The 18700-nt window shown below is 66.6% G+C and carries 17 protein-coding genes and 1 riboswitch; of the genes, 13 read left to right on the top strand and 4 right to left on the bottom strand.

Annotation, left to right across the window (positions count from 1 at the left end; translation table 11 throughout):
* The first annotated feature begins 1 nt into the window (after position 1).
* Complete coding sequence (locus KUF59_RS28040; protein ID WP_212455998.1) at positions 2-730, top strand: precorrin-2 C(20)-methyltransferase; 729 nt, start codon at positions 2-4, stop codon at positions 728-730.
* On the top strand, positions 727-1461 hold the full coding sequence (gene cobJ / locus KUF59_RS28035; RefSeq protein ID WP_212455434.1) for a precorrin-3B C(17)-methyltransferase: 735 nt from the start codon (positions 727-729) through the stop codon (positions 1459-1461). The genes KUF59_RS28040 and cobJ overlap by 4 nt, the downstream gene beginning before the upstream one ends.
* Here cobJ and KUF59_RS28030 read toward each other — a convergent pair.
* Positions 1437-2180, bottom strand: coding sequence for a cobalt-precorrin-6A reductase (locus tag KUF59_RS28030; RefSeq protein WP_212455433.1), 744 nt, complete (start codon positions 2178-2180; stop codon positions 1437-1439). The two genes, cobJ and KUF59_RS28030, sit on opposite strands and share 25 nt — an antisense overlap.
* A gap of 1 nt (position 2181) precedes the next feature.
* Between KUF59_RS28030 and cbiE the strand changes: the two genes are divergently transcribed.
* The 8 genes from cbiE (at position 2182) to cobT (ending at position 9185) form a co-directional block, all read left to right on the top strand.
* On the top strand, positions 2182-3363 hold the full coding sequence (gene cbiE / locus KUF59_RS28025) for a precorrin-6y C5,15-methyltransferase (decarboxylating) subunit CbiE (protein WP_212455432.1): 1182 nt from the start codon (positions 2182-2184) through the stop codon (positions 3361-3363).
* Entirely contained in the window at positions 3360-3728 is a 369-nt protein-coding gene (locus KUF59_RS28020; protein ID WP_212455431.1) for a cobalamin biosynthesis protein, read from the top strand. The genes cbiE and KUF59_RS28020 overlap by 4 nt, the downstream gene beginning before the upstream one ends.
* A complete protein-coding gene (gene cobM, locus KUF59_RS28015) occupies positions 3725-4510 on the top strand; it encodes a precorrin-4 C(11)-methyltransferase (protein ID WP_212455430.1) in 786 nt (261 codons plus the stop codon). The genes KUF59_RS28020 and cobM overlap by 4 nt, the downstream gene beginning before the upstream one ends.
* Positions 4507-5817, top strand: a complete 1311-nt coding sequence (locus KUF59_RS28010; RefSeq protein ID WP_212455429.1) for a cobyrinic acid a,c-diamide synthase CobB — start codon at positions 4507-4509, stop codon at positions 5815-5817. Before cobM ends, KUF59_RS28010 begins: the two co-directional genes overlap by 4 nt.
* Positions 5814-6545 (top strand): uroporphyrinogen-III C-methyltransferase, encoded by a 732-nt coding sequence (gene cobA, locus KUF59_RS28005; RefSeq protein WP_212455428.1) that lies wholly within the window; start codon positions 5814-5816, stop codon positions 6543-6545. Before KUF59_RS28010 ends, cobA begins: the two co-directional genes overlap by 4 nt.
* Positions 6546-6626: 81 nt before the next feature.
* A complete protein-coding gene (locus KUF59_RS28000) occupies positions 6627-7304 on the top strand; it encodes an energy-coupling factor ABC transporter permease (protein ID WP_212455427.1) in 678 nt (225 codons plus the stop codon).
* Positions 7305-7349: 45 nt separating this feature from the next.
* Positions 7350-8099, top strand: a complete 750-nt coding sequence (gene cobF / locus KUF59_RS27995; protein WP_212455426.1) for a precorrin-6A synthase (deacetylating) — start codon at positions 7350-7352, stop codon at positions 8097-8099.
* A 33-nt stretch (positions 8100-8132) separates the two neighbouring features.
* Positions 8133-9185, top strand: a complete 1053-nt coding sequence (cobT, locus tag KUF59_RS27990; protein WP_212455425.1) for a nicotinate-nucleotide--dimethylbenzimidazole phosphoribosyltransferase — start codon at positions 8133-8135, stop codon at positions 9183-9185.
* Between the two features lie 10 nt (positions 9186-9195).
* Here cobT and KUF59_RS27985 read toward each other — a convergent pair whose 3' ends face one another.
* The gene (locus tag KUF59_RS27985) at positions 9196-9768 is read right to left on the bottom strand and encodes a histidine phosphatase family protein (RefSeq protein ID WP_212455424.1); all 573 of its coding nucleotides are present in this window, start codon (positions 9766-9768) and stop codon (positions 9196-9198) included.
* 123 nt (positions 9769-9891) lie between these two features.
* Positions 9892-10106: riboswitch (cobalamin riboswitch) on the top strand.
* Between the two features lie 115 nt (positions 10107-10221).
* Here KUF59_RS27985 and KUF59_RS27980 point away from each other — a divergent pair.
* The 3 genes from KUF59_RS27980 (at position 10222) to KUF59_RS27970 (ending at position 14947) form a co-directional block, all read left to right on the top strand.
* Positions 10222-12582, top strand: coding sequence for a TonB-dependent receptor (locus KUF59_RS27980; protein WP_212455423.1), 2361 nt, complete (start codon positions 10222-10224; stop codon positions 12580-12582).
* Positions 12583-12591: 9 nt separating this feature from the next.
* Positions 12592-14013: a PepSY domain-containing protein gene (locus KUF59_RS27975; protein WP_212455422.1), complete on the top strand. Its 1422-nt coding sequence runs from the start codon at positions 12592-12594 to the stop codon at positions 14011-14013.
* A gap of 208 nt (positions 14014-14221) precedes the next feature.
* Complete coding sequence (locus tag KUF59_RS27970) at positions 14222-14947, top strand: response regulator (RefSeq protein WP_309500869.1); 726 nt, start codon at positions 14222-14224, stop codon at positions 14945-14947.
* Positions 14948-14953: 6 nt separating this feature from the next.
* Here KUF59_RS27970 and KUF59_RS27965 read toward each other — a convergent pair whose 3' ends face one another.
* Together KUF59_RS27965 and KUF59_RS27960 are read right to left on the bottom strand one after the other, a co-directional pair.
* A complete protein-coding gene (locus KUF59_RS27965; RefSeq protein WP_212455420.1) occupies positions 14954-17629 on the bottom strand; it encodes a hybrid sensor histidine kinase/response regulator in 2676 nt (891 codons plus the stop codon).
* The gene (locus KUF59_RS27960) at positions 17626-18663 is read right to left on the bottom strand and encodes an ABC transporter substrate-binding protein (RefSeq protein WP_249139967.1); all 1038 of its coding nucleotides are present in this window, start codon (positions 18661-18663) and stop codon (positions 17626-17628) included. Before KUF59_RS27960 ends, KUF59_RS27965 begins: the two co-directional genes overlap by 4 nt.
* Positions 18664-18700 lie beyond the last annotated feature (37 nt).

Here is an 18700-nt window from a genome sequence, read left to right as displayed (position 1 = left end):
GATGGGCCGTATCATCTGCTGCGGCCTCGGGCCAGGCGATCCGGATCTGATGAGCGTGCGCGCCGATCGCACGGTGCGCACGGCCAAGCACGTCGCCTATTTCCGCAAGAAAGGGCGTCCCGGCCAGGCACGGCGCATCGTCGAGGGCATGCTGGCGGCCGACGTCGCAGAATACCCGATGGAGTATCCGGTCACGACCGAAATCGCTTTCGATCATCCCGATTACATCCGGCTGCTTGCGGGTTTTTACGACGAATGGGCGGAACGTCTGGCGCGGCTGGCGCGGGCGGTCGACGTCGTCGTGCTCTGCGAGGGCGATCCCTATTTCTACGGTTCGTTCATGCATCTGCACGCCCGCCTGCAGGGCCGCGTCGAGATCGAGGTGATCGCAGGGATTCCGGGGATGGCGGGCTGCTGGAACGCCGTCGGCCGGCCGATCGCGCTGGGCGACGACGTGACGACGGTGCTGATGGGCACGTTGGCCGAAGACGAACTCGAGCGACGGATGCGAAGTTCCGACGCGCTCGTCGTCATGAAGACCGGGCGCAACCTCGCAAAGGTTCGCCGTGCGCTCGCCTCGGCGGGCCGGTTGCCGGACGCATGGCTGGTCGAGCGCGGCACCATGCCCGGCGAGCGCGTCGCGCGGCTGGTCGACGTTGACGAAGCCGACTGTCCCTATTTTGCGATCGTGCTGGTGCACGGGCAGGGGCGGAGCGAGGTCACTGAATGACGGGCACGCTGACCATCGCGGGACTTGGCCCGGGCGACGACGCCATGGTCACGCCCGAGGTCACCGCGGCGCTCGCGGTCGCGACCGACATCGTCGGCTACGGGCCCTATGTCGCTCGCGTGCAACTGCGCGATGGGCTGACGCTGCACCCTTCCGACAATCGCGTCGAGCTGCAGCGCGCAAGCGAGGCGCTGCGGCTGGCGTCCGAAGGTCGCCACGTCGTCGTGGTGTCCTCGGGCGATCCCGGCGTTTTTGCGATGGCGTCAGCCGTCTTCGAGGCGCTGGAGCATAAGCCGCAATGGCAGGCGCTTACGATCCGCGTGCTGCCCGGCGTGACCGCGATGCTGGCGGCGGCGGCGCGCGCAGGCGCGCCGCTCGGCCATGATTTTTGCGCGATCAATCTCTCCGACAATCTCAAGCCATGGGCTGTGATCGAGAGGCGGCTGCGGCTTGCGGCTGAAGCCGATTTCGCCATCGCGCTATACAATCCGCGCTCGGCGAGCCGGCCCGAGGGATTTGGTCGCGCATTAGAGATCCTGAATGATGCGGGTTGCGGCGAACGGATCGCGATCTTCGCACGCGCAGTCAGCACACCCGATGAGCGGATCGAGACGGTTGCCCTACGTGATGCGAGGCCCGAGATGGCCGACATGCGGACGCTGGTGATCGTCGGCAATTCGTCGACGCGCCGCGTCGGCCGTTTCGTCTATGCGCCGAGGCAGGCCCGATGACCGAGCCATTGCATGACCTCGCCAACGCTTTCCACCCGCAATCGCTCGGGCAGCTTTGGCCGCGACAGCAGGATGACAGGCAGTCCCAGGGCGCGCGCCGCGTCGATCTTGGCGCGCGCGCCGTCGCCGCCCGAATTGCGGGCGACGACCCACGCGATGCCGCGCGTGCGCATCATGTCGAGCTCGGCCTCCAGCGTGAACGGGCCACGCGACACGATGACATCGGCGTCGAACGGCAACGGGCCTTCCGGCGGATCGACGAACCGCAACGTATAGGCATGCTGCGGCTTCGCGCTGAACGGCGCGATATGCTGCCGTCCGATGGCGAGGAACACGCGCGTCCTGGTTTCCGGCAACGCCGCAACCGCGGCGTCGATATCGGCGACCTCGATCCAGTTGTCTCCGGTTGTCCTCGCCCATGGCGCACGTTCGAGCGCGAGCAGCGGCGTGCCGGTCTCTGCGCAAGCCGCCGCCGCATTGCGGCTCATCTCGGCCGCAAAGGGATGCGTCGCGTCGACGATATGCGTGATGCCGGCCTCGCGGATGTAGTTGGCGAGGCCGTTCGGTCCGCCAAAGCCGCCGATGCGGGTCGGCAGCTTCTGATCGGCCGGCGCACGGGTGCGCCCGCCGTAGGAATAGACGGCGTCGAGTCCAGCGCGCGCAACCTCGTCTGCGAGCAGATTGGCATCGCGCGTTCCGCCCAGAATGAGGGCGCGCATCGTGGCTAGTCCCTGGTTGACCATCATCGGCATCGGGGAAGATGGCCTTGCGGGGCTGTCCGAAGCAAGTCGAAAGGCACTCTCCGACGCCGAAACCGTGTTTGGCGGCGAGCGCCATCTCGCGCTCGCGGGCGTGACGAGCCGCGGCCGGGCATGGTCCGTGCCGTTCGATGTGGACTGCGTGCTGAGCCGTCGCGGCCATCCAACGGCCGTGCTCGCCTCCGGTGATCCGTTCTGGCATGGCGTCGGCGCGGTATTGGCGGAGAAGCTGGGAGCGGATGAGTGGGTCGCGCGCCCCGCGCCCTCCACATTTTCACTCGTGGCGGCACGGCTGGGCTGGCGCCTGGAGAACGCCGTGTGTCTTGGTTTGCATGCTGCGCCCTTCGAACGCCTGATGCCGCATCTGACACGCGGAGCACAAATCATCTGTCTCGTGCGTGACGGCAAGGCGGCGGGCGATCTCGCACGATGGCTGACGGACCGTGGCTGGGGCGCATCGTCGATGTGGAGCCTCTCGGCGCTTGGCGGCACGCGCGAATCCATCAGACAGCATCGGGCCGACAGCTACACAGTCGAGACCGGCGACAACCTCGTCGCGGTCGCGCTGGAGGCGAGGGGGGCGCAGGGGCTCGCGCGCAGCTCGGGGCTATCGGACGATCTCTTCGTCCATGACGGCCAGATCACCAAGCGGCCGATGCGCGCGCTGGCGCTGTCGGCGCTGTCGCCGCGTCCCGGCGAAAGCCTGTGGGACATCGGCGCCGGCTCCGGCTCGATCTCCGTAGAGTGGTCGCTGTGCGGGGGAACGGCGGTCGCGGTCGAGGCGCGCGCTGACCGCGCCGAAAACATCCAGCGCAATGCCGAGACCTTTGGTCTCGCGCATCGGATCACCGTGATTGAGGGAACTGCACCGGATGCGCTCGCCGGTCTCGCGGCGCCGGACGCGGTGTTCATCGGCGGCGGCCTCGATGTCACGCTGTTCGATGTGGTCTGGTCGCGCTCCGCGACAGGGGCGCGACTGGTAGCGCATAGCGTGACCTTGGAGACCGAAACGCTTCTGACCGACCTGCATCGGCGCCATGGCGGCGAGTTGATGCGGGTCGACATCGCCCATGCCGCGCCGCTCGGCCGCTACCGCTCCTGGGAGGCGGTGCGGCCGGTCGTGCAATGGAGCGTGGTCCGATGAGGGTCGCAGGCTTCGGATTCAGGCGCGATGTGACGGTCGCTTCGCTACGCGAGGCGCTCATCGCTGCCGGCGGGGCCGAAGGTGTCGCGGCCATCGCGACCGTCAGCGACAAAGCGAAAGACGATGCTTTGGCGTTGCTCGCGCGCGAGCTAGGCCTCCCGATCAGGGCTGTTCCGGCGGAACGACTGACCGACATCGCGACGCCAACCCAATCCGAGCGCATCAATGAAACATTCGGCACGGGATCGGTGGCCGAAGCTGTGGCGCTCGCAGCCGCCGGCCGCTCTGCGCGGCTGGTTGCAACACGAGTCGTCTCAAGAGATAGAACGGCGACCGCGGCGATTGCGGAAGGAGACGGCGAATGACGGTGCATTTTATCGGCGCCGGGCCGGGCGCCGCCGATCTGCTCACCCTGCGCGGTCGCGACCTGATCGCGGCCTGTCCGGTGTGCCTCTATGCGGGATCGCTCGTGCCCGAGGGCGTGCTGGCGCATTGCCCGCCGGGTGCACGGATCGTCAACACCGCGCCGCTGTCGCTCGACGACATCATCGCCGAGATCGCCGCTGCGCATGCCGATGGCAAGGACGTCGCGCGGCTGCATTCCGGCGATCTCTCGATCTGGTCGGCAATGGGCGAGCAGTTGCGGCGCCTGCGCGCACTCGGCATTCCCTACGACGTCACGCCCGGCGTGCCCTCGTTTTCCGCTGCGGCCGCCGCGCTCGAAGCCGAGCTGACGCTGCCGGGCCTCGCGCAATCGGTGGTGCTGACGCGCACGCCGGGGCGGGCGAGTGCAATGCCCGAGGGCGAGACGCTCGCAGCCTTTGCCGCAACGGGCGCCGTGCTCGCAATCCATCTGTCGATTCACTTGCTCGACAAGGTCGTCGCCGAGCTCACGCCGCATTACGGCGCCGATTGTCCGGTCGCGATCGTCTGGCGCGCGAGCTGGCCCGACCAGCGCATCGTGCGCGCGACGCTCGCCACGCTCGATGCCGCTGTCGGCGCCGAGCTCGAACGCACCGCGCTCATTCTGGTAGGCCGCACCCTCGGCTCGGAAGAGTTTGCCGAGAGCCGCCTTTATGCAGCGGATTACGACCGCCGCTATCGTCCGGTCGGGGCTGCGCCACGCTTTCCGGAGACGACCAAGTGACGGTGGGGCTCGTCATCTCTGCACCGGCCTCCGGCGTCGGCAAGACGACGCTGACGCTGGCGCTCGCGCGCGCCTGCCGTGACCGCGGCCTACAGGTGCAATGCTTCAAGAGCGGTCCTGATTATATCGATCCCGCCTTTCATGCGGTTGCTACCGGGCGCGCCTCCGTCAATCTCGACAGTTGGGCGATGGATGACGCGACGATCGCAAATCTGGTCGGGCGCGGCGCGGATGCGGATCTCGTGCTGGCCGAAGGCTCCATGGGCCTGTTCGACGGCGTCGCCGCCCGCGGCCGCGCCGGAACCGGCGCCAGCGCCGACATCGCCGAGATGATGGGATGGCCGGTGCTGCTGGTGATTGATCCCTCCGGGCAGGCGCAGACCGCGGCGGCGATCGCTGCCGGCTTGCGCGATTTCCGCAAAGGCGTCCGCCTTGCCGGCGTGGTGCTCAATCGCGTCGCAAGCCCGCGCCACGAGGATCTCGTGCGCCGCGCCATGGCGGATGCCGGCATTGCCGTGTTCGGCGCGCTGCCGCGCCATGCCGAGATTGCCTTGCCCAAGCGGCATCTCGGCCTGGTGCAGGCCGAGGAGCAGACGGAGGTCGGCGGTCTCATCGCCGAGGCCGCGCGCTTCGTCACCGAACATGTCGACCTCGATGCCGTGCTGCGCTCGGCCTGCGCCTGGTCGCCGCCACATGCCTCGCGCAACCTCACCGTCACGCCGCCCGGCCAGCGCATTGCGCTCGCGCGCGACGCGGCATTCTCCTTCGTCTATCCGCACATGCTCGAAGCCTGGCGCGCCGCCGGCGCCGAGATCGTGCCGTTCTCGCCGCTCGCGGATGAAGGGCCGGATGCGAGCGCCGATATCTGCTGGCTGCCCGGCGGCTATCCCGAGCTGCACGCCGGCCGGCTCGCGGCCAATTCACGGTTTCACCGGAGCTTGCGCGCCTTTGCCGAGACGAAGGCCGTGCATGGCGAATGCGGGGGCTATATGGCGCTCGGCACCGCCCTGACGGACGCCGAGGGGATGCGACACGAGATGCTCGGCCTGCTCGGTCTCGAAACCAGCTTTGCCAAACGCCGCATGCATCTGGGTTACCGTCTCGCCGAGCTCGTCGAGCCGATGCCGGGACACGCCGCCGGCGCCCGCCTGCGCGGACACGAGTTTCATTATTCCACGATCGTTGCCCAGCCGGACACGCCGCTCGCCACCGTGCGCGACGCGACCGGCGCGATCGTCGCCGAAACGGGCTCGCGGCGCGGCCGCGCAACTGGTACCTTCTTCCATCTGATTGCGGAGGACCGGTGAGCGGTTTTGTCACTTTCATTTCCGCCGGTCCCGGCGATCCCGAGCTCTTGACGCTGAAGGGGGCCGCGCGGCTGCGCGAGGCCGACGTCGTGCTCTATGACGATCTGGCCTCGGGCGCGATCCTCGACCTTGCGCGCAACGATGCCAACCTCGTCGCGGTCGGCAAGCGGGCCGGCCGTCCCTCGACCAAGCAGCAGCACGTCAACCGCCTCTTGGTCGACTACGCCGCGACCGGCGCGCGCGTCGTGCGCCTGAAGTCGGGTGATGCCGGCATCTTTGGCCGTCTCGAAGAGGAGATCGAGACGCTACGTGAGGCACGCATCAGCTACGAGATCATTCCCGGCGTGACCTCGGCCAGCGCCGCGGCTGCGCAGGCGGGCATTCCCCTGACGCGGCGCCACACCTCGCGCCGGGTCCAGTTCATCACCGGCGCCGACGTCACCGGCGAGTTGCCCACGGATCTGAATTGGGCGGCGCTGGCGGACGCGGACGCGACCACCGTGGTCTATATGGGTCGCCGCACGTTCCCGTTGCTCGCGGCAAGACTGATCGAGCATGGTCTTGCACCGACGACGCCCGCGCTGTTCGCGGAATCGCTGGGCCGGCCCGACGAGCACGTGGTGCGCACGACCATTGCAGAGCTCGCCGAGCAGCTCGGGCGCGGCGGCGCGGCGACGACCGCGGCCATCATCCTGTTCGGTCCACTGGCCGGAGATCATCCGTCATGAGGCCGCGATACACTCTCGCAAATTTGCTGAAGCCAAACTCTAGAAGAAGGCCGTCGCTGACGGCAGGAAGGACCTGAAGCCATGCATATCGAACCGGAAATCGTGACGGGTGCAAAACTCACGCTCAGCTATGCAACCGGCATTGCCGCAGGCGGCGTTGCCCTCAAGCTTGCGGTGGATACCGTCCGCGAGCAGGGCGTTGTGTCCCTGGTCGTCCGCACGGTCGTGACGACCGCGCTGGTGTTCGCGTTCTTCGAGATCCTGCCGCATTTCCGCGTCGGGGTTTCCGAGGTGCACTTCATCCTCGGCTCGACGCTGTTCCTCTTGTTCGGCGCTGCGCCGGCCGCGCTTGGGCTGGCGTTCGGCCTGTTGCTGCAAGGCGTGTTCTTCTCGCCGATCGACCTGCCGCAATACAGCATGAACGTGACGACGCTGCTGGTGCCGCTGTTCGGGATCCATGCGCTCGCCCAGCGTATCATTCCGCGCAACACCGCCTATGTGGACCTGCAATATCGCCAGACGCTGGCGATCTCTACTGCCTATCAGTCCGGTATCGTGGCCTGGGTCGCGTTCTGGGCCATCTATGGCCAGGGCTTTGGTGCGACCAATCTCGCCAACATCGCGACCTTCGCCGGATCCTATGCGCTGGTCATCGTGATCGAGCCGCTGGCCGATCTTGCCGTGCTCGCGCTGGCGAAATCGCTGCGCGGCGTCACAGCCGAGGGCATGGTCACGCCGCGCCTGCATCACGCGGCGTAGCGAAGAGGCTGACGGACGGCCCAACGGCCGGCCTTCGTCCAGAGCATGTTGACGCTCTCTTTGATAGGCATCGGTTGCGGCGATCCCGGCCAGCTCACGCTGGCCGCGATCGGTGCCATCAACGCCGCCGACCTGATCCTCATTCCGCGCAAGGGAGTGGCAAAGTCCGATCTCGCGGAGTTGCGGCGGGCGATCTGCGCCGACGTGCTGACCAACGCGGCGACGCGGATCGCGGAGTTCGATCTGCCGGTGCGCGATGCCGGCGATGCGGACTATCGCAGGGGCGTCGACGACTGGCACGATGCGATCGCTGCGACCTGGTCGCGGGAGATCGCATCGCATGTTGGTGGGGCAGGGCGCGTCGCACTGCTGATCTGGGGCGATCCGTCGCTCTATGATTCCTCGCTGCGCATCGCGCGCCGGCTCGATCCGCTGCCGACGATCGAGGTCGTCCCCGGCGTCACGTCGATCCAGGCCCTGTGCGCGGCGCATGCGCTGCCGCTCAACGACATTGGCGAGCCGTTTTTGGTTACGACCGGGCGGCGGCTGCGCGAAGGCGGCTGGCCGGCAGGTGTGGACACGGTCGTGGTGATGCTCGATGGCGGCACGGCCTTTCAGGCGCTGGAGCCAAAGGGGCTGCAGATCTGGTGGGGCGCCTATCTCGGCATGCCCGATGAAATCATGATGTCCGGCGAGCTGGCTGAGGCGGGCCCGCGCATCGTAGCGGCCCGCGAGGCCGCACGCGAACGCCATGGCTGGATCATGGACAGCTACATTCTCAAGCGCAGGCCGTGAGACGGCCGGCGCGTCATATAAAGGCAGAACGACATGCTCCCTGATTGGGTCACCCAAGAATGCCCCGACGCCTCGGCCGTCCATCGCGAGGCGGCGCTGGCGAGGCAGGCGCAACTCACAAAGCCGGCCGGTGCGCTTGGCAGGCTGGAGCAAATTGCGGTCGATCTCGCAGGTTTGCAGGAGACCGAGCAACCGCGTGCAGCGCATGTCCCGATCGTCATCTTTGCCGGCGACCACGGCATCGTGGTGCAAGGCGTCTCCGCCTATCCGCAGGAGGTGACGATTGCGATGCTAGCAAACTTCGCCGGTGGCGGAGCGGCTATATCGGTGCTGGCGCGCGAATTGGGCTCGAGCCTCGAGGTCGTCGATGCCGGCACGCTGGCGCAATCGCCGCTGCCTGGCATCGTCACGGACAAGCCGCGTTGCGGCAGCCGCGATTTCAGCGTGGAGCCGGCGCTCACGACCGATGAGCTGGCCTTCGCGTTAGACTGCGGAAAGCGCGCGGTGTTGCGCGCGGAGGCCGGCGCGCCTGATCTTCTTATCTTCGGCGAGATGGGGATCGGCAACACGACGACATCGGCCGCGATCGCCTCGGCGCTGCTTGGCGTGAGCGCGGAGGAGATCGCAGGCAGCGGTACCGGCGTCGATGCCGCCGGCCGGGCCCGCAAGGCACGGCTGATCGAAGCGGCGCTGACGCGTCATGAGCTTGCCGGTGCATCCGCAGAAAAAATCCTGTGCACTGTCGGCGGTCTCGAAATCGCGGCGATCACGGGCGCCATCATCGCGGCCGCGCAGCGGCGCATTCCGGTCCTCGTCGATGGATTCATCGTCTCGGTGGCGGCGCTCGCAGCGGTGCGGATCAATCCGTCGTGCCAGCCTTATCTCTTGTCGTCACATCAATCGGCGGAGCAGGGGCATCGTTTGGTGCTGCGTGGCTTGAATGCGCAACCGCTGGTCAGTCTCGATCTCAGGCTCGGCGAAGGCTCGGGAGCGGCAATCGCGCTGCCGCTGGTGCGCCTCGCCTGCGCCCTGCACAACGGCATGGCGACGTTTGCGCAAGCCCACGTGCCGGATCGTCCGGCCTGATGAGGATGGCTCAAGCCAGCCGCTGATTGACCGATACCACGCGCCACCCCTTGGACAGCCGGTCGATCCGGGTGAGCGAGAGCGGCTGGATGACGAAGCGCAAGCCGGCCTCGGGCGTGAGGTCGAGCGCGACAGAGAGCGCTGCGCGGATGGTGCCGGAATGGACCACGAGGGTTGCCGGGCCGGCTGTGATCCGGTCCAGGCCACGTCGAACCCGCGCGATTTGATCTTCAAAACTCTCGCCGCGCGGCGGTCGCGAGCGGGCGGGCTCGTTCCAGAAGGTCGCGTATTCATGCCCGCCGGTCGCGGCGAGATCGTCATGGCGCTGTCCGGTCCAGTCGCCAAAATCCTGCTCGCGAAATTCGTCGACGAGGACCGGATCGAGCCCGAGCGCGCGCGCCGTATCGACGGTGCGCCGCGAGGGGCTCGCATAGCTCGCCGCATCCTGCGGCAGATGGCGACGGAGCGCGTCGAGTTGCGGCCGGTCGCTGAGATCGGCCGGTGCGTCCGATGCATGGATGGTCCCTGCGACGCCGTCGACAACGGCATGACGCACCAGCCAGAGGAAGGCGTCCCCTTCCATTTTTGCCTCTCCATGGATGTCAGTACGGCGGCGCCGTGAGCTCTGCGATTGCCCCCGTGGCCGACCGGTTGTCAATCACTGCGACACGAACTGGAGCTGCACATTGACTCCACCTTTGTCTTAATCCTAGATGGTTCCGACGGTTTCCCCGTAAGGGGATGAAAAGGGAATGCGGTGCGAGGCTGAGTCTTTAGAGACTTGTCCTCAATGCCGTAGCTGCCCCCGCAACTGTGAGCGGAGAATCTTGCGTCAATAGCCACTGGGCATCTCGGTCCCGGGAAGGCGATGCAAGGTAACGACCCGCAAGCCAGGAGACCTGCCGTCAGCCGTGGTCACACGCGAAGATGTCGGTCGGGGAGTACAGACATTCGGCTTCTCCTGAGGCTTCACAGGCCGAAGGCTGAGACCTGGTTCGCTGTGACGTGCCACTGACGTCATACCGAGGTCTCAACCATGTCTCGTCTTCATGCCGGCCTGCCGCGCAGCCTTCTGCTCGCATCCGGCGTTCTCGCGTCCTTTGCTGCCATCGACATCTCCACCGCCTTTGCGCAACAGGCGGGCCCGCGCGAGCAATTGCCACCCGTCGAGATTGCCCCGCGCCCCGACCAGAAGCGCAAGCAGGCAAGGCCGGCCAACCGCGACGAGCGCGTCGCACGGCGCGCGCCAGCCAATCGTGCCGCATCGCCGGCGACGGCCCCGAAGCCGGGCGACCAGCCCGCGCAGACGCCGCTCAACACGAATGTGGTTGCCGAAAGCGCCTCGCGGCTCGGCCTGACCGTGCACGAAATCCCGGCAACCGTCGAGGTGATCTCGGCCGAGACCATGCGCGAGCAGGGCTATCGAACCACGTCGGAAGTCGCGCAGGGCGCGGTCGGCGTCACCTCCGGCGACAATCCGGCCGAGCCCGCTGCGTTCTCGATGCGCGGCTTTACCAACAGCCAGATCAACACGCTCTACAACGGCATCAAGATCGGCCCGCAGAACATGACGTCGCGCATCATGGACACGGCCAATCTCGAGGCCGTGGAATTCGTGAAGGGCCCGGCCTCGGTCATGTCGGGCGAGGGCGCCAGCGGCGGCGCGGTCAATGTCGTCACCAAGCAGCCGCATACCGGACCGATCCGGAACGAGGCCTTCTTCTCCTATGACTCCCTGAATTCGTTCCGCAGCTACTATGGCTCCGGCGGCAGCACCAACGTTCAGGGGCTCGACTACCGCTTCGACATCAGCCGCTCCTCGCTCAACGGCTTTGCCGATGACACCGGCACCAAGACGCTGGACGTGTCGGGCCAGCTCAATTACCGCATCTCCGACAGCCTCAAGGTCTGGGGTGCGATCGAATATCGCGAAGACCGCTCGAAGGCCTATTGGGGCGCGCCACTGGTGCCGATCGCCTTCAGCGGCTCGCATGCGACGACGGGGATCGTCTCGGGCACCTATGTCGCCTCCAACGGATCGAACCTCGGGCCGATCACCATCGACGATCGCACCTTCAACACCAACTACAACGTGCTCGACAATCGCAATGTGGCGCAAGAGGTGTGGCTGCGCGGCGGCTTCGAGTTGAAACTGGCGCCCGACCTGACGCTGAAGAGCCAAGCCTATGCTTACGGCGCGGAGCGCAGTTGGTTCAACAACGAGGTCGAGGCGTTCAACACGACCACGAACACGGTCGATCGCAGTCGCTTCTACGTGGCGCACAGCCAGCGCCTGGTCGGCAACATCACCGACCTGACCTGGGATGCGAACATCGCGGGCTTCGACAATCGTTTCGTCACGACGCTGTCGTCGAGCTATCTCGACTTCGTCAGGCCGGGTGCCTTCAAACCTCTTGGCGATTCTGTCCCGCTGGTCGATTTCGACCGCGGCTTCTACGGTCCGCTCACGATCCAGCAGCAGACAGCGCGCATTGACAACGAGGCGCTGTCGGTTGAGGACCGGCTGAAGCTGACGCGGACTTTCGCGCTGGTCGGTGGCCTGCGCGTCGAGCATATCGGGCTCGATCGCAATTCGACTGACCCCGCCGGGCTTGTGAAAGCGGGCTTCCCGTTCACGAAGGATTGGGCGCCCGTCACCGGCCGCCTCGGCTACACCTGGGAAGCCGTGCCCGGCCTGACCTTCTTCAGCCAGTACGCCACCGGCGCCGACGTTTCCGCCAACAACATCTTCCTGCTGTTGCCAACCCAGCCGCTGGACCTGACGACGTCGCGCACCTATGAGACCGGCGTCAAGCATCTGTTCTGGGACAGCCGGGCGGAGTGGTCGTTCGCGGCCTACGACATCCAGCGCAAGAACGTCTATGCGGCGGCCGGCGGCATGGCACTCAACATTGCCGGGCGGCAGGAGTCGAAGGGCGTGGAGCTTGCTGCTGCGGTGCGCGTCACCGATGCCCTGCGTCTCTGGGGCAACATCGCCTATGTCGACGCGCGCTATGCCGACTACAATTTTGCCGGCGGCTCGTTCTCCGGCAATACGCCGCCGAACGTGCCGCGCATCGTTGCCAATGCCGGCGCGGCCTACCGGTTCTTCACGCCCTGGCCGGTCGAACTCGGCGTCGTCGGCCGTCACGTCGGCGATCGCTACAACACCGATGCGAACACCGTGACGATGAACGCGTATACCGTCGCTGACGTCTACGCCTTCGTGGACATCCCAAAATCGGTGTTTGCCGCCGTCGAGCAGACGCGGCTGACCTTCCGCGTGCGCAATCTGACCGACAAGCGCTACGCGATTTGGGGCGATCCGTTCTATCCCGACCAGATCTTGCTCGGCGCGCCCCGCACCTATGAGGTGTCGGCCGCGTTCAAATGGTGATACGGCAGCATGGGCGCGATCGTCTTCCTGCACCGGTGGATGGGCATCGCGTTCTGCCTGCTGTTCGCGATGTGGTTTGCAACCGGCATCGTCATGCACTTCGTTCCGTTTCCGTCTCTCTCGGAAGCGGAGCGCTTTGCCGGCCTTGCGCCGATCGACACCGCGCGCGCGGCGATCGGCCCAGTGGACGCCGTTCGGGTCAGCGGGATCGCGAATGTTGAACGAATTCGCCTGATCCAGCGGAGCGACGGGCCGACCTATATTGTGTCAGGATCGTCGCTGCTGCGCGCGGTCCGTGCGTCCGATGGCACCGATGCCCCGGTGAACTCGCCCGAGATGGCGCTCGCTGCAGCCAGAGACCACGCCAGCCGGCGTGGGCTGGATGCTTCGCGCGCGTCTGTCCTTCAGCTCGCGGACTACGATCAATGGAGCGTCCCGAACGGCTTTGATCGCCACCGTCCACTGTTTCGTATCGCGTTCGATGATGCCGGGGGAACGCAAATCTACGTTTCGTCCGTCACCGGCGAGGTGGTGCTCAAAACCAACAGGGGCGAACGTGCCTGGAATTTTGCGGGCAGCGTCCTGCACTGGATCTATCCGACGATCCTCAGGAGCAACTGGGCGCTCTGGGATCGCGTGGTGTGGACGCTGTCGCTGCTTGCGCTGATCGGAGCAGTGCTCGGTGCGGTGCTGGGCGTCGTGCGGATCAGGATCGGGCAGGGCGCAGCGCTCTCGCCCTTTCGCGGCTGGCATGCGCTGCATCACATCGCAGGCGTGGTCGCAGCGGCCTTCGTCCTGACCTGGATTTTCAGCGGCTGGCTTTCCATGGACCATGGCCGCCTGTTCTCGCGCGGAGAATTGACCAAGCACCAGGTCATGACGCTGCTGCCGGACTGGGCTGCGGTTCGGTCGAACGCATGGCCGCCGATGTCACCGTCCGCGCGTGAGGTCGAATGGTTTGCGCTCAACGGAAAGTTCTATCGGCGGGATCGGATCAGCCTCGACGGGCAGATCATGTTCAGCGCCGGTGAAAACCTCGGCGATGGAACGGGATCGCTGAGTTCCCTTGGGGTTCGGGAATTCGTGGCACGTCTCGCGACCAGCTGCGACGTGCCGTCGGTACTGGCGGCAGACGATGCCTATCCTGCGCAGTCGAGCCTGCCGGGTGCGCCGGTCTATCGCGCGCGGTGCGGCGAAGTGTGGTTCGACGTCGACGGCGCTGACGGCCGCGTGCTGCAGCGATGGGACGCCTCGCGGCGCGCCTATCGCTGGCTTTACGGCGCGCTGCATACACTGGATTTGCCGATCCTGCTGGCACATCCGGGCCTCCGCAGCATCTTGATCGTGAGCCTCTGCGCGCTCGGCCTGCTGTTCTCGCTGACCGGAATCGTGATCGGCTGGCGTCGCCTGCGCCACGCCTTCGGCGGGTGAACCGCCGGGTGCGATAGCGGGACGTGAATCCGGGCCGAAATGCGCGCCGCAGAAGTCAAGTAACCAATTCACAAAGCGGAAGAAATTGAGGAGGGGAAGCGCCGTTTCCTTCGCCCCGGATTGCGCTATGATGCTATCGCCCGCATGCAAAGCCGCGAGCCCTCTCCGGGCGGTGGGCCTGCGGCTCTCCCAGTCGAGTGGACAGGTCTTGTCGTCACTATCAAACATCGCGCCGACGCGCCGTCAGCAGTTGATGGTGCTGGAAGATGATCCGGTCACCGGCCAGATGATCGCGGCCTATTTTTCCGAGCATGCTTTCGACGTCACGGTCGTCGATAGCTGCAAGCGTTGCCGCGAGCTCTTGCGCAACCGGGCGCCCGATCTGTTGTTCGTCGATATCCAGTTGCCCGACGGCGACGGCATCGAGCTGGCACAGGAGATCCGCGCCGCGAGCCAGGTCGGCATCATCTTCGTGACGCGCCGCAACTCGGACGCGGACCGTATTCGCGGATTGGAAGCCGCCGGCGACCACTACGTCACCAAGCCGATCGACCTGCGCGATCTCCTGGCGCGGTCGCGCTCGCTGTTGCGCCGGCGCACATCCGATGGCCCGGCGCCGGCCGCCGCCTCGACCATCCGCTTTCGCGACTGGACCATCGACCTCGTGCGGCGCGAGCTGACCGCGCCGGAGGACATGCAGATCAACCTGACGCGCGGCGAGTTCGATCTGCTGGCCGCGCTGGTCGACGCGCGCGGGCGGGCGTTGACCCGTGAATATCTGATCGAGGTCATCAGCAACCGGCATGCGGAAGTCGACATCCGCACGGTCGATGCACTGGTGGCGCGGCTGCGCCGCAAGCTGATCAGCCGCAGCGAGCGTCCGGTGATCGCGACGGTCACCGGCGTCGGCTACAAGCTCGTGCTCGAAGAATAAGGGTTGCTAGGACGGCTGAAGCAGTCGGTCCAGCGCGTGCAACGAGGCCTCGAACAGCGCGGCCAATTCCAGCGCGGCCGTCCGGCATTCCGCGCTCGACATCGCAGCGGCCGACAGTTCAACTTCACTGCAGCGCTCGGACAGACGCACCAGACCGAGCGCGCTGGCGGCGCTGCCGAGCTGATGCGTGGATCGGGCGAGCCGTCCACGGTCGCCGGCCTCTGCGGCCTTCGCGATCTCGCCGATGAGCGTTGCGCCGGTGCGCTCCAGCAGGCCGTGCAGCCTTGCGATCTGCGCGGCGCCCAGCAGCTCGGTCTGGTCGCGGAGATAGGTCTGGTCGATCAGCGCGCCTGCCGCCGGTCGCGCCGTCACCGATGCCTCGTCGTGGTCGCTCTCGATCGTCTCCCGCAAATTGTTGAGCAGCAGGGGCTTGCCAAGGATTTTGGTGATGCCGGCGCCCGCGAGCCGTTCGCGCGCGCCTTTTGAGACATCGGCGGTCAGCGCGATGATCCGCGGCGCGGGCTGCAGCTTGAGCTTCTGGATCTCGGTTGCCGCCGCCACGCCGTCCATGTCGGGCATGTGCAGATCCATCAGGATGATGTCGAACGGCTCGCTCGCGGCGAGCGCGACGGCGGAGGAGCCGTTGCGCGCAACCGTCGGGCGATGGCCGAGCCGTTGCAGCATGGCTTCGCCGACCTCGCAGTTGACGGGATCGTCGTCGACCAGCAGCACGCGGAAGGAGTGGGACGGATCGCGCGCAACGTGCGCGGCGTCATTATGCTCGGCCGGCGCGAGCGGCACCGTGAGGTGGAAGGTGCTGCCCGAGCCGGGTGCGCTCTCCACCGTCAGCTCGCCGCCCATCAGGCGGGTGAGGCGGCGCGCGATTGCGAGGCCAAGCCCGGTGCCGCCGAAGCGGCGGGCGATGCTGTCGTCCGCCTGCACAAAGTCCTCGAAAATGCGCTCGTGCATGTCGGGCGCAATGCCGATCCCGGTATCGGCCACGGTGAAGCGGAGCAGGAGCGCGCCGTCATTTGGCGCAACGGAGGCCGTCAGGTCGATCGTGCCCTTCGGAGTGAATTTGACCGCGTTGCCGATCAGGTTGAGCAGCACGCGGTTGAGCCGCACTGGATCGCCGTGCACATAGGCATCGACGCCCGCATCGCACGACAGGTTGAACGCGAGCCCCTTGGCCTGCGCCTGCGGGCGCATCAGCTCGGCTGCGGCTTCGACCAGCTGGTCGAGGCGGAAATCGCGCCGCTCCAGCGCCTCGGTGCTCGCTTCGAGGCGAGCATATTCAAGGATCGCGTCGACCAGCGCGATCAGCGTTTCGCCCGATGTCGCCGCGGTCGCCAGCGAGCGGCGCTGCGCCTCCGAGAGGGTGCCGTCGTCGAGCAGTTGCAGCACGCCCATCACGCCGTTCAGCGGCGTGCGCAGCTCGTGGCTGACCACGGCCAGAAATCGCGATTTGGTTTCGTTGGCGTGCACGGCCGCGCGGCGTGCGCGCTCGGCCGCGCTGTGCTCCGCAAGCGCCTGGTCGCGGGCCTTTTCGAGCTCGGCGGTCCGCTCAGTCACCTTGCGTTCGAGCGTCGCGTAGGACTCGCGCAGATGCGCGGCCATCCGGTTGAACTGGTCGCCGAGCGCTTCCAGCTCGTCATCGGTCTTGATCGCGAGCTGCTGCTCGAGATCGCCGCTGCCGATGCGTTTCGCCCCTTGCGTCAGCATCCGGATCGGAACCACCATGCGACGGCTGAGCAGGAGTGCGGCGAGCACCGCAAAACCCAGCAGCACGACGAGCAGGAACGCCGACCGTCCGATCGAGGCGTAGATCGGCGCGTAGGCTTCGCTGAGCGGCAGCTCGACGAACACCAGCCAGCCGAGCGGGGCGACGGTCGCATAGGTCGACAGCACCTGCTGGTGCGACAGATCTTCCTTTACCATCCCGCTTGCGGGTGGGGCTATGCCGGCAAGCCCGCTCTTGACGTCGGGATCGGCGGAGAGGTCGGTCTGACGCAACGCCGGCCACAGATCCGGATGCGCGATCAGTTGCCCCTTGCGGTCGACCACATAGGCCTTGCCGGTGTTGCCGACCTTGATCCGGGCGACGAGGTCCCAGATGAAGCGCAAATTGACCTCGGCGATTGCCACGTCGGGTTCGCTTCCGCTGCCGGCGATGGCGAGCGTCATGAACGGTTCGGTCTCGCCGACGAAATACACCGGCCCGTAATAGACGCCGCTCGCCCGTGTGGCGCGGAACGTCGGCGAGGCCGAGAGATCCTCATTGCTGCCGATCCTGTCCGCTACGCGGCGCGACACGCGGACCTGCTCGCGGCCGCGTGAATCGAGCTGGGCGATTTCGGCGATGGCCGGCGACAGGCGCAACAGGCGGATCGCGTTCAGGCGGTTGTCTTCACGCGCCGACAGGTCGGGGGGCAGGCGTGACATCCATCTGAGCTGGCTCTCGATCTGGCTGATGAACTGTCCGATCTGGATGGCGGCGGATGCCGCCTGCTCGCGCTGGATGGCGGCCAGAAGCTGCTTCTGCTCCCGGTACGAGAACCAGACGTCGAGCGTGGTGTTGATAGCGAGCGCGGCGAAGGCGAGCGCCACGAACGAGTAGAGATATTTTCGGAACAGCCGGCTGGGAGGCGGAGTAGCACGTCCCTGGTCGTTCGTCTCGTTCACTCGCGGATCTCGTCGGCGCGCGCGAGCAGGCTGGCGGGCAGCTTCAACCCAAGCGTTTCAGCAACCTTGCGATTGATCAACAGCTCGTATTTTCGCGGCGACTGCACCGGCAGGTCGCCGGCCCTGGTGCCGCGCAGGATGAGGTCGATATAGGCGGCCGAGCGGATCTCAAGCGAGGCGCCGTAGCTCATCAGCCCGCCGGCGTCGATGAAGTAGTGGAACGGATAGATCATCGGCACGCGATATTTCGCCGCCGCGTCGACGATGGCCAGGCGGTTGATCACGAGGAAGGGGTCGACGAGCACGATCATTCCGGCGGACGGTGCGCCGGCATAGGCGCGTATGGCCTCGTCGATCGCATTGGGCTCGGTGATCGGCACGGGCGTAACGGTCACGCCCGTCGCCGCGGCTTCACTCTGGATCGAGTCGAGATAGAAGCGGCCCGCGCGCGGCGTGGATTGTGGATTGAACAGCGCGCCGACGCGCTCGATCTGCGGCGCAGCCTCGCGCAGCAGCTCCAGCCATTTGCCGCCCATCTCGGGGGTGCTGCTGGTAAAACCCGTGACGTTGCCGCCGGGACGCGTCAGGCTTTCGACGAAACCGTTGCCCACGGGATCGTTGGCGGTCGCGAATACGATCGGAATCGTCTTGGTCGCAGCCATCATCGCCGCAGTCTCGACCGTCGAGGAGGTCAGGATCACGTCGGGATTGAGATCGAGCAACTCCTTGATCGCGGTCGCCCTGTTCTCCGGCCCGCCGAAGCTCGACCGGATCTCGTAGCGGACATTGACCCCTTCGACCCAGCCGCGTTCATGCATGCCCTGGACGAGTGCACTCGTCCGCGAGTTTACGTTCTCCGGCGTCCTGCGTGTCAATGTGTCCGACAAGGGCAGCCCCACCAGCGAGCCGACGATTCGCATCCGCTCCGATGCGCCCAGTGCGAACCACCCCGCCGCCGAGGCGCCGGCGAGGCGGATGAAGGCACGGCGGTCGACCGTTGTCGGGGAAGATGTGCGAGCGAATGGCTCGGTCATGGAACGGATTGCACGATGGCTTCTCACCGCGTGCATA

The sequence above is a fragment of the Bradyrhizobium arachidis genome, from assembly GCF_024758505.1.
Classification (GTDB): Bacteria; Pseudomonadota; Alphaproteobacteria; order Rhizobiales; family Xanthobacteraceae; genus Bradyrhizobium; species Bradyrhizobium manausense_C.
The sequence above is the reverse complement of the archived record's forward strand: the minus strand, read 5'-3'. Positions and strand labels throughout refer to the sequence as shown.